Annotated in this window: 23 protein-coding genes; 17 read left to right on the forward strand and 6 right to left on the reverse strand. The window is 42.0% G+C overall.

Translation table 11 applies throughout. The annotated features are described in order from the left end of the window. The first annotated feature begins 102 nt into the window (after window positions 1-102). The 8 genes from NA23_RS09950 to purN all read left to right on the forward strand — a co-directional run bounded on the left by NA23_RS09950 (window position 103) and on the right by purN (window position 7431). The gene (locus tag NA23_RS09950; protein ID WP_033191673.1) at window positions 103-1260 is read left to right on the forward strand and encodes an iron-containing alcohol dehydrogenase; all 1158 of its coding nucleotides are present in this window, start codon (window positions 103-105) and stop codon (window positions 1258-1260) included. A 45-nt stretch (window positions 1261-1305) separates the two neighbouring features. Continuing rightward, window positions 1306-3171: a transketolase gene (locus NA23_RS09955; RefSeq protein ID WP_084384097.1), complete on the forward strand. Its 1866-nt coding sequence runs from the start codon at window positions 1306-1308 to the stop codon at window positions 3169-3171. Between the two features lie 143 nt (window positions 3172-3314). Further along, window positions 3315-4190 (forward strand): YicC/YloC family endoribonuclease, encoded by an 876-nt coding sequence (locus NA23_RS09960; RefSeq protein ID WP_033191671.1) that lies wholly within the window; start codon window positions 3315-3317, stop codon window positions 4188-4190. A gap of 52 nt (window positions 4191-4242) precedes the next feature. Further along, window positions 4243-4524, forward strand: a complete 282-nt coding sequence (locus tag NA23_RS09965; protein ID WP_014452437.1) for a DUF370 domain-containing protein — start codon at window positions 4243-4245, stop codon at window positions 4522-4524. Between the two features lie 7 nt (window positions 4525-4531). Further along, entirely contained in the window at window positions 4532-5188 is a 657-nt protein-coding gene (gene gmk / locus NA23_RS09970) for a guanylate kinase (protein ID WP_052107139.1), read from the forward strand. Then, on the forward strand, window positions 5189-5419 hold the full coding sequence (locus NA23_RS09975; RefSeq protein ID WP_033191670.1) for a DNA-directed RNA polymerase subunit omega: 231 nt from the start codon (window positions 5189-5191) through the stop codon (window positions 5417-5419). A 117-nt stretch (window positions 5420-5536) separates the two neighbouring features. Further along, the gene (gene purF, locus NA23_RS09980) at window positions 5537-6844 is read left to right on the forward strand and encodes an amidophosphoribosyltransferase (RefSeq protein WP_033191669.1); all 1308 of its coding nucleotides are present in this window, start codon (window positions 5537-5539) and stop codon (window positions 6842-6844) included. After that, on the forward strand, window positions 6808-7431 hold the full coding sequence (purN, locus tag NA23_RS09985; RefSeq protein WP_033191668.1) for a phosphoribosylglycinamide formyltransferase: 624 nt from the start codon (window positions 6808-6810) through the stop codon (window positions 7429-7431). The genes purF and purN overlap by 37 nt, the downstream gene beginning before the upstream one ends. On the opposite strand, the gene NA23_RS09990 is transcribed toward purN, so the two are convergent. Beyond that, window positions 7428-8357, reverse strand: a complete 930-nt coding sequence (locus NA23_RS09990) for a DDE-type integrase/transposase/recombinase (RefSeq protein ID WP_033191667.1) — start codon at window positions 8355-8357, stop codon at window positions 7428-7430. The genes purN and NA23_RS09990 overlap by 4 nt on opposite strands. A 129-nt stretch (window positions 8358-8486) precedes the next feature. Here NA23_RS09990 and NA23_RS09995 point away from each other — a divergent pair, with 129 nt between their 5' ends. Both NA23_RS09995 and purD read left to right on the forward strand, forming a co-directional pair. Beyond that, on the forward strand, window positions 8487-9410 hold the full coding sequence (locus NA23_RS09995) for a phosphoribosylaminoimidazolecarboxamide formyltransferase (RefSeq protein WP_033191666.1): 924 nt from the start codon (window positions 8487-8489) through the stop codon (window positions 9408-9410). A 27-nt stretch (window positions 9411-9437) separates the two neighbouring features. Beyond that, the gene (purD, locus tag NA23_RS10000; RefSeq protein WP_033191665.1) at window positions 9438-10670 is read left to right on the forward strand and encodes a phosphoribosylamine--glycine ligase; all 1233 of its coding nucleotides are present in this window, start codon (window positions 9438-9440) and stop codon (window positions 10668-10670) included. A gap of 27 nt (window positions 10671-10697) precedes the next feature. On the opposite strand, the gene NA23_RS10005 is transcribed toward purD, so the two are convergent. Next, window positions 10698-11897, reverse strand: coding sequence for an IS110 family RNA-guided transposase (locus NA23_RS10005; RefSeq protein ID WP_128998116.1), 1200 nt, complete (start codon window positions 11895-11897; stop codon window positions 10698-10700). A 212-nt stretch (window positions 11898-12109) separates the two neighbouring features. Here NA23_RS10005 and NA23_RS10010 point away from each other — a divergent pair, with 212 nt between their 5' ends. Beyond that, window positions 12110-13057: a phosphoribosylformylglycinamidine cyclo-ligase gene (locus NA23_RS10010; protein ID WP_033191664.1), complete on the forward strand. Its 948-nt coding sequence runs from the start codon at window positions 12110-12112 to the stop codon at window positions 13055-13057. Between the two features lie 33 nt (window positions 13058-13090). After that, the gene (locus NA23_RS10015; RefSeq protein ID WP_033191663.1) at window positions 13091-13660 is read left to right on the forward strand and encodes a LemA family protein; all 570 of its coding nucleotides are present in this window, start codon (window positions 13091-13093) and stop codon (window positions 13658-13660) included. A 51-nt stretch (window positions 13661-13711) separates the two neighbouring features. Here the strand turns inward: NA23_RS10015 and NA23_RS10020 are convergent, their stop codons facing one another. The 4 genes from NA23_RS10020 to NA23_RS10035 form a co-directional block, all read right to left on the reverse strand. Next, entirely contained in the window at window positions 13712-14818 is a 1107-nt protein-coding gene (locus NA23_RS10020) for an ROK family transcriptional regulator (protein WP_033191662.1), read from the reverse strand. Between the two features lie 102 nt (window positions 14819-14920). Beyond that, complete coding sequence (locus NA23_RS10025; protein WP_033191661.1) at window positions 14921-16093, reverse strand: sugar ABC transporter permease; 1173 nt, start codon at window positions 16091-16093, stop codon at window positions 14921-14923. A 60-nt stretch (window positions 16094-16153) separates the two neighbouring features. After that, window positions 16154-17680, reverse strand: a complete 1527-nt coding sequence (locus tag NA23_RS10030) for a sugar ABC transporter ATP-binding protein (RefSeq protein WP_249477072.1) — start codon at window positions 17678-17680, stop codon at window positions 16154-16156. A 128-nt stretch (window positions 17681-17808) separates the two neighbouring features. Further along, complete coding sequence (locus NA23_RS10035) at window positions 17809-18888, reverse strand: sugar ABC transporter substrate-binding protein (protein WP_033191660.1); 1080 nt, start codon at window positions 18886-18888, stop codon at window positions 17809-17811. A 358-nt stretch (window positions 18889-19246) separates the two neighbouring features. Between NA23_RS10035 and NA23_RS10040 the strand changes: the two genes are divergently transcribed. The 5 genes from NA23_RS10040 (at window position 19247) to pfkA (ending at window position 25428) form a co-directional block, all read left to right on the forward strand. Next, entirely contained in the window at window positions 19247-20602 is a 1356-nt protein-coding gene (locus NA23_RS10040; RefSeq protein WP_033191659.1) for a GlmL-related ornithine degradation protein, read from the forward strand. A 23-nt stretch (window positions 20603-20625) separates the two neighbouring features. Further along, the gene (locus NA23_RS10045; protein WP_084384131.1) at window positions 20626-21228 is read left to right on the forward strand and encodes an NUDIX hydrolase; all 603 of its coding nucleotides are present in this window, start codon (window positions 20626-20628) and stop codon (window positions 21226-21228) included. Then, a complete protein-coding gene (gene ispE / locus NA23_RS10050; protein WP_033191658.1) occupies window positions 21183-21992 on the forward strand; it encodes a 4-(cytidine 5'-diphospho)-2-C-methyl-D-erythritol kinase in 810 nt (269 codons plus the stop codon). Before NA23_RS10045 ends, ispE begins: the two co-directional genes overlap by 46 nt. Then, window positions 21973-24354 (forward strand): ATP-binding protein, encoded by a 2382-nt coding sequence (locus NA23_RS10055; protein WP_033191657.1) that lies wholly within the window; start codon window positions 21973-21975, stop codon window positions 24352-24354. Before ispE ends, NA23_RS10055 begins: the two co-directional genes overlap by 20 nt. Window positions 24355-24468: 114 nt before the next feature. Next, the gene (pfkA, locus tag NA23_RS10060) at window positions 24469-25428 is read left to right on the forward strand and encodes a 6-phosphofructokinase (protein ID WP_033191656.1); all 960 of its coding nucleotides are present in this window, start codon (window positions 24469-24471) and stop codon (window positions 25426-25428) included. Window positions 25429-25440: the final 12 nt, after the last annotated feature.

Here is a 25440-nt window from a genome sequence, read left to right on the forward strand (position 1 = left end):
CTTTTTTCTGTTTTCGAAATGTACAATTTGTGATATAATTTGAACAGCTAACATTGTGTGAGAGAAAGACTCTGCCAGGCTTGGGCAAAGGAGGTGGGTAGGATGGAGAATTTCGTTTTTCACAATCCAACAAAACTGGTCTTTGGGAAAGGAACGGTCGAACACATAGGTGAATATCTCAAGAAGGATGGTATAAAGAAGGTCCTCATGCTCTACGGTGGTGGCTCGATTAAAAAGAACGGCGTTTACGAAAAAGTTGTTAGGTCGCTCCTTGAACATGGTATTGATAAGGTAGAAGTCTCAGGTGTAAGGCCGAATCCTGTTCTTTCGAAGGTCCATGAGGCTATCCACGTTGCACGCGAAAACAACGTAGAGGCAATTCTCGCAGTCGGTGGCGGGAGCGTTGTCGATAGTGCAAAAGCGGTTGCAGCGGGTTTTTACTACGATGGTGATATTTGGGATGCCTTTATAGGTAAGTACAATGTGAAGAAAGCACTTCCTTTGTACGTAATCCTCACGATGTCTGCAACTGGCACAGAGATGAACGGAAATGCCGTGGTGACGAACGAAAAGACACAAGAGAAATTCTACTTTGGCTCAAAACACGTGTACCCTGTTGTTTCGATAGTCGACCCGACAACTCAGTACAGCTTGCCTGCCAACCAAGTAGTCTACGGTGCTATCGATGCTATAAGCCACGTGATGGAATACTACTTTGACGTGGCTGGTAGCGACTTAATCGATAGAATAGACGAAGGGATAATCAGAACACTTATGGAAACCACAGAAGTTATACTCAAAGAGCCTGAAAACTACGAAGCAAGGGCGAACTTCTGCCTTGCCACTACGTTAGCACTCAATGGATTGACCGGCATGGGAACATCGGGAGGGGATTGGTCTTCGCACGAGCTTGAACATGCGGTAAGCGCACTTAATCCTGATATCGCCCACGGTGCAGGCCTTGCCATAGTCTTCCCCGCTTGGATGACCTACGTCAAGGACAAAATCTCTGGCAAACTCATCAAATTCGGCAAAAACATCCTTGGCATGTCTGGTGAGTTCTCACCGGAGGATGTTATCGAGCAGCTGAAAAATTGGTACAGGAAAATCGGTGCGCCTGTAACGCTGAAAGAAGTTGGCTTCACCAAAGAAGATATTGAAAGACTGACGCAGTTGGCGAATAAACATGCACCGTTTGGTAGTGTCAAGGAACTGAAAGTGGATGATATCAGGAAGATATACGAGATTGCTTTTGAATAAAACATTTTCAAGATTTAAAGACAGCAGAGACAGGAGGTATTGAGAGTGCGCAAGACGCTTGAGGAGCTTAAAAAACTGAGTATCCAGTGTCGTGGAGATATACTGAAAATGACTTACGTAGCAAACTCAGGACATCCGGGTGGTTCGATGTCCTCTATCGATATGCTCTTGGCCCTCTACTCATTTGCCAACGTTGATCCAAAAGATCCTTGGAATGAAGATAGAGACAGGATTGTAGTAAGCCACGGTCATATTTCACCTGGTGTGTATTCGACGCTGGCCGCGTATGGTTATGTTAATAGAGACGAAGTGATTGCCGGTTTCAGGCATCCTGCATCGATATTTGAGGGACATATCACCCGCGGTATCCCCGGTGTCGAATGGACAACCGGTAACTTGGGTCAAGGACTGTCGGCTGGTGTTGGTTTTGCCCTTGCGGCAAAGTACAAAAAGAAGAATTACCACGTATACGTCGTCATGAGCGATGGTGAGAGTGCAAAGGGACAGGTTCAAGAGGCGAGAAGAACTGCCAGAAAGTACAAACTCGATAACTTAACAGTGTTGGTGGACTACAACGATATTCAAATCAGTGGACACGCCCATGAAATCATGTATGTCGATATAAAATCGGAGTTTGAAGCAGCCGGTTGGAAGACGATAGAGATCAACGGTCATGATTTTGAACAGATACTTGCAGCGCTTAAAATCGCAAGAGACGACGGGTATCCAACGGCGATAATTGCACACACCGTCATTGGCAAAGGTGTGGATTTCATGGAAGACAAGCCCGATTACCATGGTAAAGCGTTAAGCAAAGAAGAGCTAGAAAGAGCATTGGCTCAACTTGGTGTGGAAAATGACGTTGAAAAATACATTGAGATGCGCAAGAAACTGCCCGTCAAAGCGCATGAGAAGGTAAAATTGACCTACGATGTACGTCTGGATACAGGCAAAGTCAGAGTATATGACAAGCCAACGGACAATAGAAGCGCACTCGGTAGGGCCATAGCAGACCTTGCTGTGGTAAACGACAACGTAGTCGCTGTCGATTGCGACCTCAAAGGCTCCGTGAAGTTGGATTTCTTAGATAAAGAAAGACCTGACAGGATAGTGGAAGTGGGTGTTCAGGAACACAACGCTGCGGCGTTAGCTGGTGCGATGTCGGCAGACGGTATTGTAACGTTCTTTGCAGATTTCGGAGTCTTCGGTGTCGATGAGACGTTCAATCAGCACAGATTAAATGCCATCAACAACACTAACCTTAAAGTTGTTGTTACACACTGTGGAATCGATGTTGGTGAAGATGGAAAAACACACCACGCACTCAATTACATCGGTGCACCGCTTGCTTGGTACGGGTTTAAGGTTATCGTTCCAGCGGATCCGAATCAAACAGATAGGGTGGTTAGGTACATTGCCAAAGAGTACGGGAATTTCGTTGTAGCTGTTGGGAGAAGTAAATTGGAACCAATAAGAAAAGAAGATGGAAGCTTGTACTTTGATGAAAACTACGAATTTGAATACGGGAAAATGGATATCTTACGAGATGGGACAGATGGTGCAATATATGCCATCGGTTCCGCGGTCCCGTACGCACTTAAAGCTTACGAGATACTGAAAAGCAAAGGTCTTAATTTCGCCGTGATCAACGTCAGCTGTCCGTACGCTTTGGATGAAGAAGTGCTCAAAAAGTACTCGAATTTCGTTGTCACCGTCGAAGACCACAATGTTTTGAATGGTCTTGGGAGCCTCATAGCTCAAAAGCTCTTTGAAATGCGCATAATTCCAGCTCAATTTATCAAGCTTGGACTGAGTGAATTCCCAGTTTCTGGTGATGCAAAGTTGTTATTTGAAATCTACGGACTGAGCGGTGAAAAGATTGCTGAAACGATCCTGTCAAACCTTCGATAGGGGTTTAAAAACCTTGTTGTAAGACCGTGAAATATGGTGCGGGAAGGGGGCTTCCCGCACTTATTTTTAATTTTTGGTGAAATACTTGGAATTTTTGGAAATTTAATGTATAATAATACCAGCAAGCTGTAGGAGTGGTTTAAATGCCAAGAAGTATGACAGGTTACGCAAAGGTTCAAAAGATACTCGACGATTACAAAATCACCTGTGAAGTGAAGACGTTGAATTCAAAGGGGCTTACAATCGACGTCTCGATGAACTATTTTCTCAACTCGAAAGAACTCGATGCGATGGCGAAGATAAAGGAGTACATATCCAGGGGAAAGGTCAGTGCAAGGATCTGGGTTAAGTTCATGAAACCCATACAAGTTTCCGTGGATTACTCCCTACTTAAAACCTATTACGACGCCTTATCCGACATCAGAGAGAACTTGAACATCCCAATCCCCGTTAGCTTGGAACACCTGCTTGCGTTTAGAGATGCGTTCCAGTTTGAGATCGGCAACGAAGAAATTGAAAATGCGTGGCAGTGTGCTAAAGCAGTCTTGGAAGAGGCACTTGCAGAAGTAGTGAGGGAGAGAAAAATAGAAGGTGAAAAGCTAACGAAGGATTTGGTAGAAATGGTTGAAATGATGCAATCAGTTGTGGATAGAATTAATGAGAAAGCTGAAGATATTCCGAAAGTTGTTGCACAAAGGATAAAGACGAACACTCGAGATCTGTTACCGGATGATATTGAACTGAACAAAGAGCTTTTCGAGAGTGCGGTTGCACTTATCGCCGACAGGGCGGATATACGTGAAGAACTTGTCAGGCTGGATAGCCATTTGAAAAGGACCCGAGAATTACTTTCAAAAGACGAGCCCGTTGGAGATATGCTGAATTTCATATCGCAAGAAATCTTGAGAGAATTCAACACAATACTCTCAAAGAGCAGGTTTACCGATATAACGAACTTGGCGCTCGAAGGGAAATACCTTGTTTCGCAATTCAAAGAGCAGGTAATGAATATCGAGTAACTTTACTTTGAGCAATTGAACAGAGGTTTTACCAATCTGGGAGGTGTAGATTATGTTTGGATTGATCAACATCGGTTTCGGTAATGTTATTGCTGGTGACAGGGTTATCGCCATAGTTAATCCTGAGAGCGCGCCACTTAAGAGGTTGAAAGAAGATGCAAAGAACGAAGGGAAACTCATAGATGCAACTTATGGAAGAAAGACCAGGTCGATTCTCATAACCGACTCAAACCACATTATACTTAGTGCTATCCAGCCTGAAACGATTGCGCAAAGGTTCATAGAATCGATGGTCGAAATTGAGAAACAGCTCGAAAAGATAAGAAAGGGCTAAGATAGGAATGGAGAGTAAGGAGAAAGACTTGGATTTAAAAAATGACCATGCTGAAGGTATACTATTTGTAATAAGTGGGCCGAGTGGTGTTGGTAAGACAAGCATCATCAGGTCTGTTCTTGAAAGAGTTGAACGAGTTGTATTCTCTGTCTCCTGCACAACTCGAAAGCAAAGACCTGGGGAGATACATGGTATTGATTATTTTTTCATTACGCACGAAGAATTCGAAAGAATGATAAAAGAGAACAAATTCATCGAATGGGCAAAAGTCCACGACAATTACTACGGAACACCAGCAGAGATGGTTTACGATAACATAAGAAAAGGTCTTGATGTTATACTTGATATAGATGTCCAAGGCGCTTTGACGGTTAAGAAGAATTTCCCCGGTGCCAAGTTTGTCTTTATCGCACCCCCAAGCTATGACGTTTTGAGAGAGAGACTCAAAAAAAGAGGTACAGAAACTGAAGATAAAATACAAAGAAGATTAGAGACTGCAAAAAGAGAACTCACATTCATTCCTGAATTTGAATACTTGTTAATCAATGAAGATTTAGAAGAATCGATAAGGAACTTGATGTCGATAATTTACGCAGAGAGACTGAAATTCGAAAGGGTTAAAAACACCACAAAGGTGAGACAGTTAATAGAGGAGGTGCAGTAAGTGAGCAGACTTGTTATACAGTACGACAAGTTGCTTGAGAAAATCCCCTACAAGTACGCAATACCAATAGTTATTGCAAAGAGGGCAGAGGCGATAAACGATTTTGCCAAACCGTTTGTCACGACCCCGGATGGCTATTCTGTCAGCATCGCTTTTAAAGAACTCCAGGAAGGGTACATAAGAATAAAGAACGAAGATATCTTAAAAATACTCTTACCTGATGTGAAATAAGGGATAAGTGTGCGCAGAGGAACCGGTTGGTTCCTCTGCGTATTTTAAATAGAATGGAATAACAGAAAATGGGAAAATATAGAATGTGAAGAGTCAGTCTCACGTGGGGGGAAAAAGATGTGTGGCATAGCCGGAGTATGGAACGTTGACGAGGCGTATAACGTCATACACGATGTTTTGCTCACACTCCAGCATAGAGGACAGCAGTCTGCTGGTGTGGTTGTGAACGGTTTTAAGTCGGTAAAAGGTGAAGGTTTGGTTGAAAACGTCCTAACCCCAGAACGCTACCTTCCTGGAAATAAAGGAATCGGTCACGTACGTTATTCCACTTACGGCTCACTCGATGAGATCCAGCCACTAACAGCTCACACACTCAAAGGAAGGATTTCCGTTGCCCACAACGGTAACATCATCGATGCGGACGAGAAAAGAAAGTTCATAATGGGGAGTGGAGGTATATTTGCTACCACACTTGACACGGAGATAATCATCCACTATTTTTCCATAGCACCATATACCAATCCTCGCGAATCTCTCCAGTGGGCATTTTCACGTATAAAAGCAGCCTATTCCGTTGTGGTGCTTCACGACACCTTCCTTGCTGCCGCAAGAGACTCTTTCGGTATTCGACCACTTTTTTACGGTAAGTTCCAAAGTGGATACATTGTAGCATCGGAAGATGTGGCGTTGAGGGTTATAGGTTGCGAAGACATAGTAGAAATCGAGCCCGGAACGATCGTGTTCTTCACTGATAGGACTCCCCCAGAAGTTGTTAGATTCGCAAAGCGAAACGACAGGTTCTGCTCGTTTGAATTCGTTTATTTTGCGCGACCGGATAGCAATTTCTACGGTGTGAACGTCCACGAAGTGAGAAAAGCACTCGGTATGAAATTGTACGAAGAACACAAACTTGGAGCTGATGTGGTTGTCCCTGTACTGGATAGTGGATTTTCTGGTGCACTCGGATACAGTCAGGCGTCAGGAATACCGATAGAGTACGGACTGATAAGGAACCATTACGTTGGCAGAAGCTTCATTATGCCAAAGAACAGACAAGATATCGTCCGAAAAAAATTGTCCGCTCTCTCTGCCGTACTGGAAGGGAAAGAAGTGATACTGATAGACGACTCGATTGTTCGTGGAACGACCATGAAGCTAATAGTTGAGATGGTTAAGGAAGCTGGCGTGAAAAAAGTCTACGTAGGTATCCATTCTCCACCTGTTATTGGTCCTTGTAACTACGGGATAGACACTTCAAGAAGAAGCGAGCTCATAGCGTCCGAAAACGATATTAAAAGTTTGCAAGAATACATCGGTGCAGACAGGTTGGTTTATCTGTCCGTTGGAGCATACCGAGAAGTTTTCGAAAAATGTGGGGTGCATGGTGTATGCATGGGCTGTTTCGATCTGAACTATCCAGCGTAAGTAAAGAATTACCAACTATCGTTGTTCTTGCTTCCGGAAACGGGAGCAATTTCCAAGTCTTGGCGGAAAAATCGATTTCTGGTGAATTGAGGGCTAATTTGAAAGCGCTTATTGTTGATAGACCGTGCGGCGCAGTTGAGCGGGCTAAGAAATTAGGAATAGAAGTAGAAATGCTTTCTAAACCCTGGCATGAAGACCTCGAGAGAGTTCTCGATACTTTGAAACCAGATTTGATCGTCTTGGCAGGTTTCATGAAAATCATACCGGAGCGCATTGTAAATAAGTACTTTCCAAGGATCGTTAACATCCACCCATCTTTGCTACCAGCGTTTCCTGGAAAAGACGCAATAAAGCAGGCATTTGATTACGGTGTCAAGGTAACAGGAATCACGATACATTTTGTCGATGCGGGTGTCGATACAGGTCCGATAATCTTTCAAAAGGCTATAGAAATAGAGGAAGGTTGGGACTTAGAGACCTTAGAATCGAAAATCCACGAACTTGAGCATGAAAGCTACTGGAAAGTGGTAAGCAATTTGCTCTATAAAGCATACAAGATAGAAGGCAGAAAGGTCAGATCCTGTTAACTTGTAGTGATGGAAGACAATAGAACACTCATAACACGCGCAATATCATTCCCGTTCAGTTTCAAGAGATTTCTCACTACACAAAAGCTATTTACGTACATTGGAAGATTCTCAATATTCTTAAATCCACGCTTGGCTCGTACAAAGTCTTGGAATAAGGAAAACTTCGATTCACATTGATTGTTTTGCCCAAGTCTCACAACAATATGATTGATATTCTTGTATAGTATCTTCACTGCACCATACGCACCAAGTCCATCTGTAATTAGTTCGATTGTTCTTTCGTTGTTACCAAAGAACTTCTCTAACAATATCTTCACTTGACCCATATCGCGATATTTGGATACATGCCAAGCAACAATAAGATTCGAATCGTGCTCAACTAAGAACCAAACGTAGTACTTTTTGGATTTAAACAAAACGACAGTTTCATCACCATGGACTTTGAAAGCATCTACAGGAACGAGGATGGAAAAGAAACAAGACAACTTAAGGATCCACTTGTAGATAGCGACATGAGAGACTTTGATATTAAGTGAGTCTCTGATGGAACGCAAGGACACAGCTTTGAAATAAAGGACGAAGGCTTTAAGGACAATAAAGATAGGGAAACGGAAGAACTTGAAAGAGTCGAAAGGAAGAGGGACAAATTGAGGTAAGTTAGTTGGGATTTCGTCTCTGGTATGGCAAGAACGGCAACGGAACTTAACGAAGGCTTTTTTGATTTTGTGGATTTGCATAGTTTTTCCACAGACAGGGCATTTAGGATAAGGGAAAGAGAAGAGCTTGTGTTTTTTTGAATGAACAAGTCTGAAAGTGCGCTTACAGTCTTTGCAAAAGTATTGTTGGTTACCGTACTTATCATGACCGTTTTTGTAGATGTTGGTAGAGCCGCATTTGGGGCAAGAGACTACAGAATTTTGCATAGTGGAGTACCTCCTTTTTGTGAGAATTGATGGTGGGGGGTGTTCCACTAATAAGAAGATAATACGGTTTTTGGAAATTTTCAATACTTTTAGTTAACAGCATCAAAGGTCACGTGGGGGGTGTAGTTCATGGAGTTTTTGAGTGCGGAAAACGTGGAGAAACTTGAACTGAAAAAGTTTGACATCAAGCTGAGGTATGGTGAGAACTCGCACGAGCAAGTTTACATCTTTGGAAAGCCTCAGTTTGAAGTATTGCACGAAGGAAAGCAACTTTCTTACAACAACATACTCGATGCGGAGGCTGCTTGGGTACTCGCAAGGAACTTGACAACCATCGGTGGTGGCGCAGCTGTAATAAAGCACCAAACACCATGTGGAGTAGCGTACTTGAAAAATGAAAGTGAAGACGGAAAGATAGAAGCAATCAAATTGTCAATCCAAGCAGATAGCGAATCGAGTTACGGTGGCATCCTTGCAACGAGCTTTCCGTTCACACTGGAGATGGCAAAAGCGTTAAATACATACCTTGAGGTTATCGTTGCTCCCGAATTTGAGCCACAGGCAGTGGAGTTCTTATCAAAGAAAAAAGTCAGGTTAATAAAGCCTAAAGAATACACACCATACGCAGGAAAAGTTGCATTTGGTAGTTTGGTTTTATCTGAAAGAAGATTCGAAGGTGAGCCCGAGCTGTTATTTGGCACACCTATCGACATTAAAGACGTGAAATTCGCTCTCATCGTTGTCGAAGCGGTAAAGTCAAATGCGATTGTGATCGTAAAAGACGGAGTTACCGTTGGAATTGGTGGCGGGCAGCCGTCAAGGAAGAGGTCTGCGTGGATCGCAACAACATTGGCAGGAAACAATGCGAAAGATGCAATAGCAGCATCGGATGCGTTCTTCCCATTTACCGATGGCTTGGAGATCCTCATAAATGCGGGTGTGAAATGCGTTGTTGCACCACTTGGTTCCATACGAGACGAGGAAGTCCTAAGCTTTGCTCGTGAAAAAGGCGTCACGTTCTACAAATCACCTATAAGACTCTTTAGACACTGAAGATATCGGTATCTGGGGAGTGATTTTATGGAAAAAATCAGGAAAGTGCTGATTCTTGGAAATGGTGGTAGAGAGCACGCTATTGGCTGGGCTTTTAAAAATGCGCACTTTGAAGTCTACTTTTTCCCTGGCAACGCGGGGACCAAGTTGATCGGTGAGAATTTAAATATCAGTGAGCAGGAAATTTTCAACACTGCTGTTCTGAACGATTTTGACTTGGTTATCCCCGGCTCAGAAGATTTTTTGGTGAAAGGTGTAGCCGACGGGAAAGAGAACGTCTTCGGACCTGACTCAGCTGGTGCACGGCTTGAAGGTTCAAAATGCTTTGCTAAGCTTTTTATGGAAAAATACAACATCCCAACAGCCAAATTCCAAATTGCTAAGAACAAAGTTCAGCTTGCAAATGCTCTCAAATTCTTTTCCCCACCTTACGTGATTAAGGCAGATGGCCTTGCGCAAGGCAAAGGTGTGATTATAGAGGACGACTTTTCAACAGCCTTAGAAAAAGGTTGTAAACTAATAGACGGAAGTTTGATTCCCAATGTCAGTGGTCCAGTTGTCGTCGATGAGTTTTTAAATGGCTGGGAACTTTCCGCCATAGCTATCGTAAGTGGGCGAAAATTTGCCTTGCTGCCATTCACCCGAGATTACAAACGTGCATTCACAGGTAACAAGGGTCCAAACACAGGTGGAATGGGCGCGTACGGTCCAGTTGAGATAGATGAACGGCTGAAAGAAAAGATAAAAGAGATATTTGAGAAAACATTGTACGGTCTGGAAAAGGAAGGGATTTTTTACAAGGGATTCCTTTACATAGGGCTGATGGTTGTAGAAAACGAGCCGTACGTTCTTGAATACAATGTCCGACTCGGTGATCCCGAAACAGAGGTCATAGTCTCTATGGAACCAGAGAGATTTGTTGAAAACGTCTTAAAAGCATTTAGCAAGAAAGACTTTGAAGAGTACGTACCTTCAAAGTACGCAGTTGATGTTGTCGTTGCATCTGAAGGTTATCCAGAAAATCCAAGGAAGGGGCAAAAGATAACGATTGGAACGACTGATAGTATAGAAAGCGAAGGAAGTTTAATATTCTTTGCAGGCGTTAAAGAAGTAAACGGCGAGTTATTTGTTTCTGGCGGTAGAGTTATCCACTCAGTTGGAACCGATGTAGAACTGAAAAAAGCAAGAGAAAAGGCTTATGGTAACATAAATAATATCCATTTCGAAGGTATGTTCTACAGAGAGGATATAGCTTTGTAACGCACTGCTATTTACATTGTGAGTCAACTATGCAAAATTAAATTTTTGTTTTGAGTGTGAGATAGCATAATCAATATTGAACTTCTCTTTCTTTCTCAACATTGCGTACAACGTTCGCAATAACTTGTGTACTACTGACATTATCGCTTTTTTGTACGGTATACCTTGCTGCCTTTTTCGTTCATAGTATGTTCGGAAATATTCGTTGTGAATCACTACACTCACTGCCATTAGCCATAGTATTCGTCTTAGGTGGGCATTGCCCCTTTTCGATATGTGTCCTTCTACTTTGCTTTTGCCTGATTGGGCAATGCTTGGATCGAGTCCACAATACGCAATGAGTTTTTTGTATGTACTAAATCTTGAGATATCTCCAACTTCTGCCAAGAAATGCATCGCGCTGTTTTCACCAATACCTGGTATTGACGTGAGTATCTCGATATCAAGGTTTATCGCACTACATTCGCAATATTCTTTCATCATCTTGTCGTATTCTTCAAGCTGTTGCTGTAAAAATTGTAGTTCTTTGATATTTTGCACAAGAATCTTTTCTTTCATCGGCCAATATTGAGCAATCGAGTTATTAGCGAGTTCTTTAAGTTTTTGAGCATTAAGTTTTGTACTTCTGCCACGGTCTTTGGAAAAGAACACATCCAGATTACGAGCCTTTTGAATAGCCTTGGCAGAAGGGAAATGAGAAAGAAGATTGAGGATAGTGTCACTGTAGATATTGGTAACTCTTTCGAGTTCAGGGAAAAGAACGTTGAGCAGTTTTTCGATATTGTCTTTAACTTTTGCGATGCGGTGGATAATGTTTTCGCGTGCTCTGACAATATCACGAAGCTCAGAGTTGACAAAAGCAGAAGAAGGAATTTGATGTTGTAGGTAAAACAAAGCAGTAGCGATAATGCGAGCATCGATTTTGTCGGTTTTGGTCTTTCGAAGAGAAGCAAAGTTTTTAACAGTTAGAGGATTAAAAACAGCGCAAGCAAAGTCGTTGGAAGAAAGGAAAGCCAGAAGGTTGAGATGATAACAGCCAGTAGATTCCATAGCGATGATGATGGATTGTTTTGGGAAGGCAGAGAGTTTGTTTGCGAAGGAGGAAAAGCCTTGCTGGGACATATCGAAAGAAGATTCGAAGATGATGGAACTGGGATTAGAGATAGCGCAGACGTTGAACTTATCCTTGGAAACATCGATGCCGACGAATATGGAGAAGTTATTCATACAAGAACCTCCTTTCGAATGATGAGGGCAGGGAGCCTACTGAACCAATCCTCCATGCTGACGAGGGCTGAAAGCCCAACCAACTTATCATGGTTAAAGGCAGGCAACAGACTCCTTAAATGGCTTAAAAGCCAAGGTGACATAAGTTGTCCTGCCCTCAATTTTTTTAAGCTAAATTATTTATACCATATTTTTATGTAGGAGGTGAAAGTATGAAAGGTATAAATGGTGAAAAGAAATATACGTACTCAGGTTCTGGCGTGGATGTTCTGAGGAATGATGAATTCACTGATTACATCAAAAACGTTGTGAAGGTCCCGGAATGGGCTGTTAAAGAACCAACCGGATACGCGACGATCTTGAATTTCACAAATCCACCGATAGTGTTGACAGCGGACGGAGTTGGTTCTAAGCTGCTACTACACATCGAACACAACCGTTGGGATGATGCAGCCCAAGACCTAATTGCTATGAATTACAACGACATTGTTTGTGTTGGAGGGGTCCCGAAGGCATTTGTTGATTATCTGGGTGTGAATCACATCGATAAACAGCACTACGAATTCATAGAGGCGTTGGTGAAAAAACTTACCGAATACGAAATGGCACTTGTTGCTGGTGAAACTGCGGAAATACCATCCATTTACAGCGATAAAGATTGGGATGTTGCAGGTTTTTGCGTAGGAGTGCTCCAAAGACGGATGCCTGTTGAAACGATATCTTACGGGGATATTATCGTAGGATTGTCAGCCAGTGGTTTTCATTCTAACGGATGGTCGCTGATAAGGAAGATACTGAAGGAAGAAAAAATAAGAATTGAAGATTTAGATTTCGACCTTTTGAAAGGAACCAAGATATACAGCGAAGTTACTAATGTATTTGAATTGGTAAAAGGCATTGCGCATGTTACAGGTGGGGGAATATTGAGAGCGTTAAAAAGAATTTTGAAGGACAAAGGATGGCATATAAGTATCAAATTGCCAGATTACATGCGTTGGGTTTTAAATTACGTTGAAATTGAAGAGGCTATGAAAACGTTCAATATGGGATACGGAATGATTTTGGTTGTCTCAAAAGAGCACCTAGAGAAAGTCATGGAACATGTCCAAGGTGAGATCATAGGCGTTGTTAGTACAAATACCGAAATTGTGGTAGAATAGTGTAGTAATCGAAAATTATAGGAGGTGAACAACTTGAAGCTACATCCTGCGGTGATAGTGCTAATAGTTGTGCTCGTCGTTGTATTGATAAGTGTTTTCTGGGCAATAGGTATATACAACAGGATGGTCTCTTTAGAACAAAGGGTACAAGAGTCTTACAGTCAGATCCAAAACCAGCTTCAAAGAAGGGCGGATTTAATACCCAACCTTGTAGAAACTGTGAAAGGTTATGCTGCGCATGAAAAAGAGATTTTTGAAGCACTTGCGAACGCGAGGGCAAAACTGGCAGGTGCTCAAACTCCGCAAGAACAAGCAACAGCTGATGCGGAACTGAGCAATGTACTTTCAAGATTGCTTGTCATTGTTGAAAATTATCCAACGCTGAAGGCTGATGCCAACTTCCGCCAGCTCATGGATGAACTTGCCGGTACGGAAAACAGAATAGCAGTTGCAAGGAAAGATTACAACGAGGCTGTTAGAGAGTACAACGCATTCATAAAAAGATTCCCGAACGTACTTATCGCAAATGCATATGGATTTAAAGAAAAGCAATATTTTGAGGCAAAGCCCGGAGCGGAAGAACCACCGAGTGTGAAATTTTGAACCTTTTAAACAAGTAGTAAGAATTAAAAAGCCCGGGATGGCCGGGCTTTTTTACTTTATTTTGGAAATTACTTTAGGTATGTAATAATCTTCAATTGCTGCGTAAAGTGCTCCATAGAGGTACGTATCTTTTGAAAAGGTTGGTGGCAAAATCTTAAGAATTTTACTCGCATGTTCGAGAGAATAGGACTTTACTTTGTCTTCCAAGAATTTGTAGAACTCTTGACTCAGACCTGCGAGTTCGCCACCAACAATAAGATACTCCGGATTAAGCGAATTGACCACATTTGCTAAAGCTTTTGAAAGTAAATCGATGTATTTAAGCACCTTTGGGGAATTTTTCCAATCTTCTGAGGTGAAAAACTTTTGAAGATTTCGCGAATACTCGCCGAAGTTTTTGGATACGGAAATGTAAGGATCTATACACCCATCTTTACCGCACTTACAATGTTCGGCACCTTCTAAATCAATCGTAGTATGACCGAATTCACCTGCTGTAAATGAAGGCCCACGAAATATCTCGCCGTTAATCCACAAACCTGTACCAAAACCTTCACGAACGGTTACAAATACAGAACATTTGGACTTTCTAACCTCTTCTCTCTTAAAAGCTTCGGCTATCATGGCAAGATTCGCCTCGTTATCTGCGTAAACCACCTTACCTGTGATTTCAATCTTTATATTTTTCCAACCATGTGTTGGAACAAAAAGAATGGTATCATTCTCAACATCAACCATACCTGGAATAGAAAAAGCTACAACTTCCACGTCTTTTGTACCTTTGTAGGAATGGATTAAAGATTCCGCTTCAGCTATGATTTCATAAAAATCGTCTGGTGTAGCCGAAGATTCGAGCTTTTCAATAGTTCCATCTGCGTAACCGAAAGCATAATTTGTGACGTACGCACCTACATCGACTAGTAATACACGAAAAGACTTTGGGTTAATTTTTAAAGAGATGGCCCTTCTCCCAACCTTTTTCTCTTTCCCTTGCTTCAAAGTACCAATTTCGACCACATAATTCTCGTTTATAAGTTCGTTAACGCACCGTGTTACAGTGCTTGGTGAGAGTGCGGTTAACTCAACAAGCTTTACGCGTTCAATTGTTCCATAGTGATGGATCGTACGCAGTATCAGAGAATAGTTATTTTCTTTCATCGTTGTATGGAGTATTTTTTTCAGTTTAGTCGCCCCCGATGTTCTTTAATTTTTGTTTCCTCAACGGATATAAGCTGCTAATTGTAAAACTCAGAAAGTACTTTATCTTACTTTGCTCCTTGTCTTAATATCAAAAACTACAGCAGCTATTAGAACCCCACCTCTGATAATGTATTGCAAAGAGATACCCACACCGAGCAGATTCATTCCATTTATTAGCGAAGCCATAACAAGTGCTCCAATAAGCGAATTCATGACTTTACCAACACCACCTGCAGCCGAAACACCACCAACGTAAGCTGCCGCAATCGCATCCAGCTCAAACAACGTACCGGCATCTGGTGTTGCCGACTGGAGTCGTGATGTGTACAGAATTCCTGATATTGCTGTTAAGAATCCCATTGAACCGAAAACGAAGAGTGTGATTTTCTCTACATCGATACCACTCAACCTAGCAGCTTCGGGATTTCCACCAACTGCATAAATATGTCTACCAAGAACTGTTTTTGTTGTCAAGACATGGTATGCGTAAGTTATAAGCAATGTTATTACAAACGTCCAAGAAAGTCCATTGTAATTTGCAAGCGTCCAGAACACAAAGAATATTATGGAACTTACGAAGAACAGTTTTATAATGAACATACGAAGTGAAAGTACTTCGAAGTTGTACTTGATCTTATTATTCCTGTTCTTAATCTCTCCGTATATGTAAAAACCAATTATTGCAAATCCTATTAAGAGAGTAAGGATGTGGATATTTTCGTTCTTGAATATATCAGGAATAAACCCATTTCCTATTGCGTTGAAAGCTTCGTTAGATACGATGATTGTTCCCGTACTTTGGGTAAAAAGGAGTAAAGAACCCCTAAATATCAACATACCAGCGAGAGTGGCGACGAAAGCAGGCAACCCAACCTTAGCTACCCAGAAACCGTTGACAAGGCCAAATACAGTGCCAAGTGCGATTACTATCAAAATAGTTGGCAAAACTGGCATACCTTCTCTGAGCATTCTTGCTGCGATAGCGCCAAGAAAACCCGCCATGAATCCAACTGAAAGGTCTATGTGCCTTATAACAATCACAAGTGTCATTCCAACTGCAAGAACTGCGATGTATCCCATCTGGTTGAAAAGGTTGCTAATATTTCTCGATGAAAAGAACAAACCGCGAGTGAGTATCGTGAAGATTATCATTATGGCACCGAGGGCAATATACATACCGTATTCGCGAATGTTTTTCTTGATTAGCGTGACCAGTTCCTCTGTAAATCTCATGCTTTCTGTCCTCCTTTTTTAACTTTTATTATTTTAAAAAGTTCCTTTACCTTGAGAAAATTAATAATCAACGGCCATATGCATGATTTTTTCTTGAGTTGCTTCATCTCTGTCTAATTCTCCAACGATCTTTCCCCCAGCCATAACATACACCCTGTCACTCATTCCAAGTACTTCAGGCAATTCTGAGGAGATCATGATAATACTCATTCCTTCTTCTTCGACAAGTCTGTTCATAAGTGTGTAGATTTCGTACTTCGCACCTACATCTATACCACGCGTTGGTTCATCAAGGATAAGAAGTTTTGGTTTTACAAATAACCACTTGGCAATAGCAACTTTTTGCTGGTTCCCACCACTTAAATTCATGACCTTTTGTTCGATCGATGGTGTCTTGATCCTGAGTGAATTTTTGAAATTTTCAGCGATAACTATCTCTTCGTTTTCATTTACAAAGAATCCCTTTTTCAGTTGCTTTAATCCAGCAAGAGTGATATTAGTCTTTACGTCAAAATCTAATATCAATCCAGTTCCTTTCCTGTCTTCTGAAAGGTAAGCAAACCCCTCTTTAATTGCATGAGTAGGGGACTCAAAGTGTACCTTCTTCCCATCGAAGAACATCTCACCTTCGACTATATATCCTTTTGGATTTCCGAATAAACTGAGTGCAAGTTCAGTTCGACCAGCCCCCATTAAACCTGCGATTCCAACAATCTCTCCTTTTCTCACGTACATGCTTGCGTTCTTTACAACGTATCTGTTGAGAGATATATCGTATGCTTTCCAATTTTTGATTTCAAATATCTTCTCACCAAATTCTCTCTTTTTTCTTTTTGGATAGATGTCCTCTATTTCTCGTCCAACCATGTATCTCACAATGTTTGCTTCAGTAAATTGGGATCTGTCTTCCAACCTTGCAACCATCTTTCCATCTCGTAGAATACTAATGGTATCCGCAACTTCTATAACTTCCTTCAACTTGTGAGATATGAGTATCGATGTAATCCCGCGTTGTTTTAGTTCTCTAATGATTCTCAATAAGTTTTCGCTGTCATCCTCGTTCAACGATGAAGTTGGCTCATCCAAGATGAGAAGTTTGACGTTTTTGCTCAACGCTTTTGCGATCTCGACAATTTGCTGTAATCCAACACCGAGGTCCTTAACTTTGACAGAAGGATCTAAGTCCGGTCTTAATGTTTTAAGGATCTCCTTTGCCTTTACTATAGTTTCATTCCAGTCTATAAAACGTCCCTTCTTTATTTCGTGGCCAAGGAAGATATTTTCATACACTGTCAGTTCAGGAACAACGGCAAGTTCTTGGTAAATAGTGCTTATGCCGACGTTCTGACTATCATGGACATTTTTAAACCTCTGTTCTTTTCCTTCAAACACAATAGTTCCTTCATATTCCCCATAAGGGTAGAAACCACTTAATATCTTCATCAAAGTGGACTTACCTGAACCATTTTCACCCACTAAACAGTGAATCTCGCCACGCTTTACTTTGAAATCAACGTTGTCGAGTGCACGTACACCGGGGAATTCTTTGGTTATACCGTGCATTTCAAGGATGTACTCATTTGCCATTTAATCACCTCCGTGATAACGACTTTCTTTCGCCGCGTGCTTTTCTAAAAACTGGGCGGTGATATTTCACACCACCCAGTTTTGCTTTACTATATAATCAAACTATTACTAAAGTTTCCTTGTAACAATTACCACTTAAAATCTTTTTCTGAGTAGTAACCAGATTCAATGAGTATCTTCTTAACGTTTTCCTTTGTAACAACTTGAATCTCTGATTGAATAGCTGGTACTTTCTTCTTACCGTTGTCGTACGTTGCAGTTGTTACGGGTTTCTTACCTTCCAACAAGAGTTGAGCCGCATTGATGGCATCCCTAACCAAGAGCCTGACGTCTTTAAAAACGGTCATGGACTGTTTACCGTCGATTATATACTGAACAGATGGTTTTTCTGCATCCTGACCTGTGATAAAGTAAGCTTTGACGTCTTTATCAGCTCTGAACGCGTCTGCTATTGCTCTTGCGGTTCCATCGTTTGGAGCGAGTATATAAACAGTTCCTTTGTCGGAGGCCTTTGCTTTTGTAAGGTCATCTTCCGCTTTTCTCTTGGCTACGTTGAAATCCCAGTTTGTTGTTATTTGGCCGATTATTCTAGCCATTTCGTCTCTTGTTAGGTCCTTTTTGTTCTGAAGTTTAACCGCTTCGGAGGAGTTTATGATCCTGAAAGTACCATCCGCGATCTTGGGTTGGAGAATTTCCCATGCACCCTGGAAGAAGAGGAATGAGTTGTTGTCAGAAAGAGCACCTGCATAAAGATAAAGTGGATTTCCCTTCGTCCCCGCCTTGACGTTCTGGACAAGGAATCTACCCATAGCTCGACCCACTTCAACACTGTCGAATGTAACGTAGTAATCAACTGCGTCCGTTCCCATAATAAGCCTGTCGTAAGAGATTACGTAAACTCCAGCTTTCTTTGCAATTTCTGCTGCTGCAGCTGCTGCAACCGCATCGTGTGGGCATATGATGAGAACCTTAATACCTTTTGCAATAAGAGCTTCAACGTTTTCCCTTTCTTTTGCTGGAAGACCTTGGCTAAAGAGTATCTCAACCGAATACTTTGTGTTCTTCAGTGCTTCTCTGAATCTCGTTTCGTCTTGTACCCATCGTGGTTCTGCGTTTGTTGGAAGAACAACACCAACGTCAACTGCAAAGTTTAACACCGCTGCAAGTAGTAATACTGAAAAAATCCCTAAAAGCAGAATCCGTTTCATACTTTCGCCTCCCTTTGTGCTACGTGATTTGGGTGTTGCCACCCTTGTTTTGAAATATATCATATTTGCCTCTGAAAACATAATTCAATAGGTCTTCCTTATATTTCTTTCAGAAAGAAAAAAATAACCATCTTTTTCAAATCCTTTTCCTTACTCTTTCTTTCTTCAGTTTTCTTCTATTTTCGATGTAAGTTTTCAAAAACGTCATGAGTCTTGCGGATTTAAACGCATCGCTTAGGATTTCCAGCCGTAAGGGAGCAGAAATAGTTTTTTATGTAGTCGATGGTAATAGAGTGTTCGAAATTTTTGTAGTATAATTATTCCAAACAAGTTATAACCCATTCAGGAGGGGATATCAGTGAAAACCGACTTACTCTTTGCGGAAATAGGTTCTACAACTACTGTTTTAACGGCATTTCATTTTGGTTTTAAGCCAAGAGTAATTGCTCAAACGGAGCACTGGACAACGGTTAATGAGGGTGATGTGACAATTGGAATAGAGCTGGCCTTGAAAAAGATGGAAGAAGAGCTTGGTGAGAAGGTAGTTTGGGAGAAATTTGCAGCAACAAGCAGTGCAGCCGGTGGTTTAAAGATGACGGTCCATGGCCTTGTCTACGACATGACGGTGCGGGCTGCCAAGGAAGCAGCACTTGGCGCTGGCGCGGTTATTAAGTACGTAACGGCTGGTAAGATGGATGAGTTCCATTTGAAGAAGATAGAATCTATACAACCAAAGTTGATTCTTCTTGCCGGTGGTGTGGACTACGGTGAAAGTGAAACGGTTATCCATAACGCAAAGATGCTTGCCAAGTTGCCACTGGATGTGCCTATCGTATATGCAGGAAACGTAGCCGCAGCCGAGCATGTAGAGTTCATCCTCACAAACGCTGGAAAGAGGGTCTACGTAACAGAGAACGTTTATCCAAGGATCGATTATCTAAATGTCGAGCCGACAAGGAATGTGATAAAGGAAGTGTTCGCTGAGCACATAATAAAGGCTCCGGGTATGGACAAAATAAAAGGCATGGTCAACTACGAAATTATTCCAACACCTGCTGCAGTCATGACAACAACAGAACTGGCGTACGAGCACTTTGGTGACTGCTTGACAATAGACATAGGCGGGGCGACAACCGATGTTGATTCTGTTACCGACGGTTCTCCAGAAGTCCAGGAATTGCTTATCTCTCCCGAGCCTTTCGCAAAAAGAACAGTAGAGGGTGATTTGGGACTGTATGTTAATGCTCATAACGTTATCGAAATGATCGGTGAGGAGAATCTGAGAAAGCAATTCGAAGATTACGACGAACTTGTCAAAAGGATCAGTCCGTATCCTGCAACTGAGCGAGACGAATATTTCATAAGCAAACTTGCAACATTCTGCGCCCAGCAGGGGTTAAGAAGACATGCCGGAAGCAAAAAGCACCTCTACACCCCAACTGGTAGGAAGACAATAGCCGAAGGTAAGGATTTGACTGCCGTTCGAGTTATCTTCGGAACAGGGGGATTTTTATCAAGATCAAAACACGCAAAGGAAGTTTTAGAGAGTTTGAGACATCTTTCGAAACTTCATCCGATGGAGCTGCTACCACCGGAAGAAGTCAGGTTGTTTAGAGATAAGCATTACATATTTGCTGCGATAGGGCTTATCGCAAGTAAAATCGATAAGGATGTGGCAAAGCAATTGCTCGAGATGGATGTTGAACCATACTAAAAAATACAGGGGGAGAAATCATCATGGGCATTAGTGAAAATAATGCGATGAAGGAAAAAGTACTCGTTGTGAAGACAGAGGAAATTGAACGGCTGTGCAAAGGGAAAACAGGTGTAGTTAAGGTCCCACAAGAGGAATTCTTTAGTGTGCTAAAAGATGGTTTCTTCGTTGAGCGCGAAAAGGCGGAATACGATGAATCAATGCGACAAGTGATTCCGTACATTGTTTTAAAAGAGGGTGATGAATACATATTCTTCAGAAGAACGGCCAACCAGACGGAAAAAAGGCTCCACAATCTCATTACTCTTGGGGTCGGAGGGCACCTGAATATCGAAGATTCGCAAGATCCTGTGGAATGCTTTGAGAATGGTTTGAAGCGAGAACTGGCAGAAGAGGTTGATGTTGAGCTGAAATCATTGAGATACGTCGGCTTGATAAACGAAATTGAGAATCCCGTGAGCCGTGTCCATGTGGGAGTTCTTTACATTGCAGATGTGAAGTACAATGGAGTTGTTGAAAAGGAAAACTTCGTTGAACTACGTTCTAAAAGACTACAAGATTACGTTGGGGAGATGGAAGGATGGGCAAAGGTGGTAGCGTTGTACTTAGAACATTCGCAAAGCTGAATCTTTGCTTGGATGTTTTAAGAAAAAGAGAAGATGGTTTTCACGAAATAGATTCGCTCTTCCAGACGATTTCCCTCTTTGATAGAATGATTGTCAAAGTTAGGCAAGGTAATGGAGATTTGAAAATAGAATCGAATGTGGATATTGAGAACAACATTATTGAGAAGATTTGGAGTTTAGTAGGAGTTCGGGACCGTGATGTACACGTCTTGCTCGAAAAGAATATACCGATCGGTGCAGGACTTGGTGGCGGAAGTAGTAATGCTGCAGGTTTTTTAGTTGCTTTAAAGTTGTTCGGACTGATATCTGAGCAAGAAGCCTTTGAATTGGCAAAAGCGGTGGGTAGCGATGTTCCGTTTTTCTTATACGGCGGCACCGCGATTGTTTCAGGCAAAGGTGAGGTTATCAAGGAGGTTGAACCTCTGGAAGGTTACGACGTCGATGTGTACTTTCCAGGTTTTTCGATATCAACAAAAGAAGCGTATGCAAAATTGAAACCGGAATGGTTTGGAAAAGCACCTTCGAAAGCTGCTGAGCTTTACGAAGCTTACCGTACAAGAGATTTCGAGAAGATAAAGTTAGGAACCTACAACATTTTTGAGAAGGTCATCCCTGATGAATTACTCGATAGGATTGAGGTGCTAAGAAGCGAAAATCCTGCAGCTCTCACCGGTTCAGGCAGTGCTTATTTCGTCTTGACACCGCAGGGCAAGTACCACTTTACTAAGAAGGGAGTGGAGATCGATGCCTTTGAAGAAGATTAGGGTGGAAGAGCTTGTTGTAGATAAAAGAATTATTCCGCCTATTGAATCTACGGAAGATGTTAGAAAAACTCAATCGTTTATCGGTCGACAGAGCGCTATAAAGGCTCTGCGTTTTGGTTTGGATATGGATAAAGAGGGATACAACATCTTTGTTGTAGGACTACCGGGCACCGGTAGGAAAACTTTTGTCAAACACTTTGTTAGCGAGTACGCACAAAAGAAACCTGTACCTTCTGATGTTGCGTACGTGATGGATTTCGACGACCCGCAGAAGGCTAATACTCTCTTCTTACCTGCAGGGAAAGGTGTTGAGTTCAAAAAGGACATGGAGAAACTCGTGGAGAACCTAACGGAGAAGATTTCAAAAGTGTTTGAAGGAGAAGATTACAAAGCGCGCAGAAAGGAGATAGACGAGGAATTCGAAAGTGAGCAGGAACGGGTTGTGAACGATCTAGTTGGAAAAGCACAAGCACTGGGCTTTTTGATAAAATTCACACAAACAGGTGTGAATTATTATCCTTTAAAGGATGGAAGACCATTGAAAGAAGAGGAGTTCGCCGCATTGAGCGAAGAAGAAAAGAAGAGATTCGAAGAAAATGAAAAGAAGGTTCAGTTATTAATAGAGGCAGCCACCGAGAATGTGCGTAAATTGGAGAATTTGTACAAAGAGCGGGTAAGAGATTTGAACCGTTACGCTTTGCTATTTGCTACCGAGGAGTTCTTCTCAGTGATTGAGGAAAAGTACCCGTTCAGCGATGTGAGGGAATTTATTCACAAGATCAGAGAAGATATCATCGAAAAGGTGAGTTCAACGAAGAAATTGGCAGAGCTTGAGTACTATTTCAGAAGAGCTTACAGTATAAACCTTGTAGTTGATAACTCGGATTTGAACTGCGCGCCTGTGGTTTTTGAAGATACGCCGACTTATCACAACCTGTTCGGTAAGATCGAATATATTGAACGTGAGGGAATGTTGTACACAGATTTCAATATGATTCGACCCGGCGCTTTGCATAAAGCAAATGGTGGATATTTGATCGTTGACGCACGGGAATTGCTTATCCACCCATTTGTGTGGGATAGACTTAAAAAGATACTCTTTTCAAAGCAGCTTGAGGTCGAGAACGTCGATACAGCCTACGGATATTCCACGATAGCGACTTTGAAAACTGAACCTATCCCACTGAGGGTAAAAGTGATACTCGTAGGTACCCCCGAGATATACGAACTACTGCACGAATACGATCCTGATTTTGAGAAACTTTTCAAGGTAAAGGTAGAAATGGATTGGGAACTTGATACCACTGTTGAGAACATTTCGGACCTGGTTGCGTTTATCACGGATTATACGCGTGAAAGGGAGATATTGCCTGTTAAAAGAAGCGCTATAGAGAAGATTGTTTGGTACTCAACAAGATTGTCAGGTGATAGGACTAAGCTTTCGATGAAACTCGGGTCAATAATAGACCTTTTGGAAGAGGCAAACTTTTTTGCTGTAAAGAGAAATTCAAAATACGTTGAGTACGAAGATGTCTCTCGTGCTTTGAAAGAGCGGGAGGAACGACTGAAACTTGTTGTGGAAAAGTACGATGAGATGTTTAGAAGGGAAGACTTGATGGTTGATGTAACGGGCAAGGTTGTTGGACAGGTGAACGGTTTGACTGTTATAAACTTCGGAGATTTCGAATTCGGTCTGCCTGTAAGAATAACGGCAAAGACGTACCTTGGTAGTTCCGGGATTCTCGATATCCAAAGGGAAGCGGACTTGAGTGGGCAGATACATAGCAAAGCAGTAATGATTTTAACCGGTTATCTTGGAAGTAAGTACGCAAGAAAAGTACCTTTTTCAATAGGAGTCTCGATTTCGTTTGAGCAAGTCTACGGTTACGTTGAAGGTGATAGTGCTTCTCTTGCCGAGGTACTCGCCATTATTTCCGCTATTTCGAAAATTCCAATTAAGCAAAATATAGCGGTCACGGGTTCGATAAACCAACATGGACACGTTCAACCAGTCGGCGGTGTTACCGAAAAGGTGGAAGGCTTTTATCGAATCTGCAAAATTAAAGGTCTGACAGGTAATCAAGGAGTTATCATACCAAAGGCGAACGTGAGAAATCTCGTACTCTCTGACGAGGTGCTTGATGCTGTTAGAAATGGCCTATTCCACATTTGGACTGTGGATGATGTAGATGAAGCCGTAGAATTGATGACTGACATGAAAGCGGGAATCATGAACAAGAATTACGAATATCCACGCGGGACTGTTAATTACTACGTTGTTCAGGCTCTTAAACAGTCGCATGATATAGCTGAAGGGAAAGGTAAAGAGAAGAAGGCCAAGAAAAAGCGCGAAAAAATGTAAAATAGTTTAAAAGAAACGCTGATAAAGCAATAAGTAGACTATTCCAAAAGTTTGTGGTATAATTCAGCTTGTCTTGAAACGACAATGTAAGACTTTTTTAGGGAGGCGATTAAGTTGAAGAGGATAGCAGTGATGACTAGTGGAGGAGACTCTCCTGGAATGAATGCCGCTATAAGGGCTGTTGTTCGATACGGTATCAAGTCAGGACTGGAAGTTTACGGTATCAAGAGAGGTTATGCAGGACTTCTCGATGAAGACATAGAGCCTATGACTTTCGCTTCCGTTGGTGGTATCATGGAAAAAGGTGGTACAATCCTGAGAACGAGCAGATGTCCGGAGTTCGTTAGAAAAGAGACAAGAGCAGAGGCCGCGAAAATCCTCAAAAAGCACGGAATTGAAGGACTTGTAGTTATTGGTGGAGAAGGAAGCCTGCACGGTGCGATGTTTTTGGAAGAAGAACAAAAAGTCCCTGTTGTGGGGCTGCCCGGTACGATAGACAACGATATCGCCATGACAGACATGAGTATCGGTGTGGACACGTGTCTTAATACAGTTGTCGATGCGATACAAAAGTTAAAGGATACGGCAAGCTCACATGAAAGGGCATTCATAGTCGAGGTTATGGGTAGGTCTTCAGGTTATATCGCCACTGTAAGCGGGCTTGTAACAGGCGCAGAGGCGGTTATTATCCCAGAGGTGCCCGTCAATTACGAAGAGTTGGCAAATAAATTGCTCGAAGAGAGGGAAAGAGGAAAGATAAATTGTATAGTGGTTGTTGCAGAAGGTGCCGCAAGTGCGTACACAGTTGCAAGACACTTAGAGCACAGAATTGGATACGAAACGAGAATCACTATACTTGGTCACATCCAACGCGGAGGTTCACCGACTGCGTTTGATAGACTACTTGCTTCGAGAATGGGTGTGGCAGCTGTTGATGCCTTGCTGCGCGGCGAAAGTGGAGTCATGACCGCACTCCAGGGAGGAAAGATTGTAACCGTCAAGCTTGATGAGGTTTTGAAAGAAAAGAAGAGATTAGATATGGAATTGGTCAAGTTGGCTGGTATGCTTTCGTAATTTTGAAAAAAG

The sequence above is a fragment of the Fervidobacterium islandicum genome (assembly GCF_000767275.3).
Taxonomy (GTDB): domain Bacteria; phylum Thermotogota; class Thermotogae; order Thermotogales; family Fervidobacteriaceae; genus Fervidobacterium; species Fervidobacterium islandicum.

What these genes read in the sequence shown, in the direction of transcription:
- NA23_RS09950 (WP_033191673.1), top strand. Translation starts at nt 103, where the DNA reads ATGGAGAATTTCGTTTTTCACAATCCAACAAAACTGGTCTTTGGGAAA.
- NA23_RS09960 (WP_033191671.1), top strand. Translation starts at nt 3,315, where the DNA reads ATGCCAAGAAGTATGACAGGTTACGCAAAGGTTCAAAAGATACTCGAC.
- NA23_RS09965 (WP_014452437.1), top strand. Translation starts at nt 4,243, where the DNA reads ATGTTTGGATTGATCAACATCGGTTTCGGTAATGTTATTGCTGGTGAC.
- gmk (WP_052107139.1), top strand. Translation starts at nt 4,532, where the DNA reads ATGGAGAGTAAGGAGAAAGACTTGGATTTAAAAAATGACCATGCTGAA.
- purF (WP_033191669.1), top strand. Translation starts at nt 5,537, where the DNA reads ATGTGTGGCATAGCCGGAGTATGGAACGTTGACGAGGCGTATAACGTC.
- purN (WP_033191668.1), top strand. Translation starts at nt 6,808, where the DNA reads ATGCATGGGCTGTTTCGATCTGAACTATCCAGCGTAAGTAAAGAATTA.
- NA23_RS09990 (WP_033191667.1), bottom strand. Translation starts at nt 8,357, where the DNA reads ATGCAAAATTCTGTAGTCTCTTGCCCCAAATGCGGCTCTACCAACATC.
- NA23_RS09995 (WP_033191666.1), top strand. Translation starts at nt 8,487, where the DNA reads ATGGAGTTTTTGAGTGCGGAAAACGTGGAGAAACTTGAACTGAAAAAG.
- purD (WP_033191665.1), top strand. Translation starts at nt 9,438, where the DNA reads ATGGAAAAAATCAGGAAAGTGCTGATTCTTGGAAATGGTGGTAGAGAG.
- NA23_RS10005 (WP_128998116.1), bottom strand. Translation starts at nt 11,897, where the DNA reads ATGAATAACTTCTCCATATTCGTCGGCATCGATGTTTCCAAGGATAAG.
- NA23_RS10010 (WP_033191664.1), top strand. Translation starts at nt 12,110, where the DNA reads ATGAAAGGTATAAATGGTGAAAAGAAATATACGTACTCAGGTTCTGGC.
- NA23_RS10020 (WP_033191662.1), bottom strand. Translation starts at nt 14,818, where the DNA reads ATGAAAGAAAATAACTATTCTCTGATACTGCGTACGATCCATCACTAT.
- NA23_RS10025 (WP_033191661.1), bottom strand. Translation starts at nt 16,093, where the DNA reads ATGAGATTTACAGAGGAACTGGTCACGCTAATCAAGAAAAACATTCGC.
- NA23_RS10030 (WP_249477072.1), bottom strand. Translation starts at nt 17,680, where the DNA reads ATGGCAAATGAGTACATCCTTGAAATGCACGGTATAACCAAAGAATTC.
- NA23_RS10035 (WP_033191660.1), bottom strand. Translation starts at nt 18,888, where the DNA reads ATGAAACGGATTCTGCTTTTAGGGATTTTTTCAGTATTACTACTTGCA.
- NA23_RS10045 (WP_084384131.1), top strand. Translation starts at nt 20,626, where the DNA reads ATGGGCATTAGTGAAAATAATGCGATGAAGGAAAAAGTACTCGTTGTG.
- ispE (WP_033191658.1), top strand. Translation starts at nt 21,183, where the DNA reads ATGGGCAAAGGTGGTAGCGTTGTACTTAGAACATTCGCAAAGCTGAAT.
- NA23_RS10055 (WP_033191657.1), top strand. Translation starts at nt 21,973, where the DNA reads ATGCCTTTGAAGAAGATTAGGGTGGAAGAGCTTGTTGTAGATAAAAGA.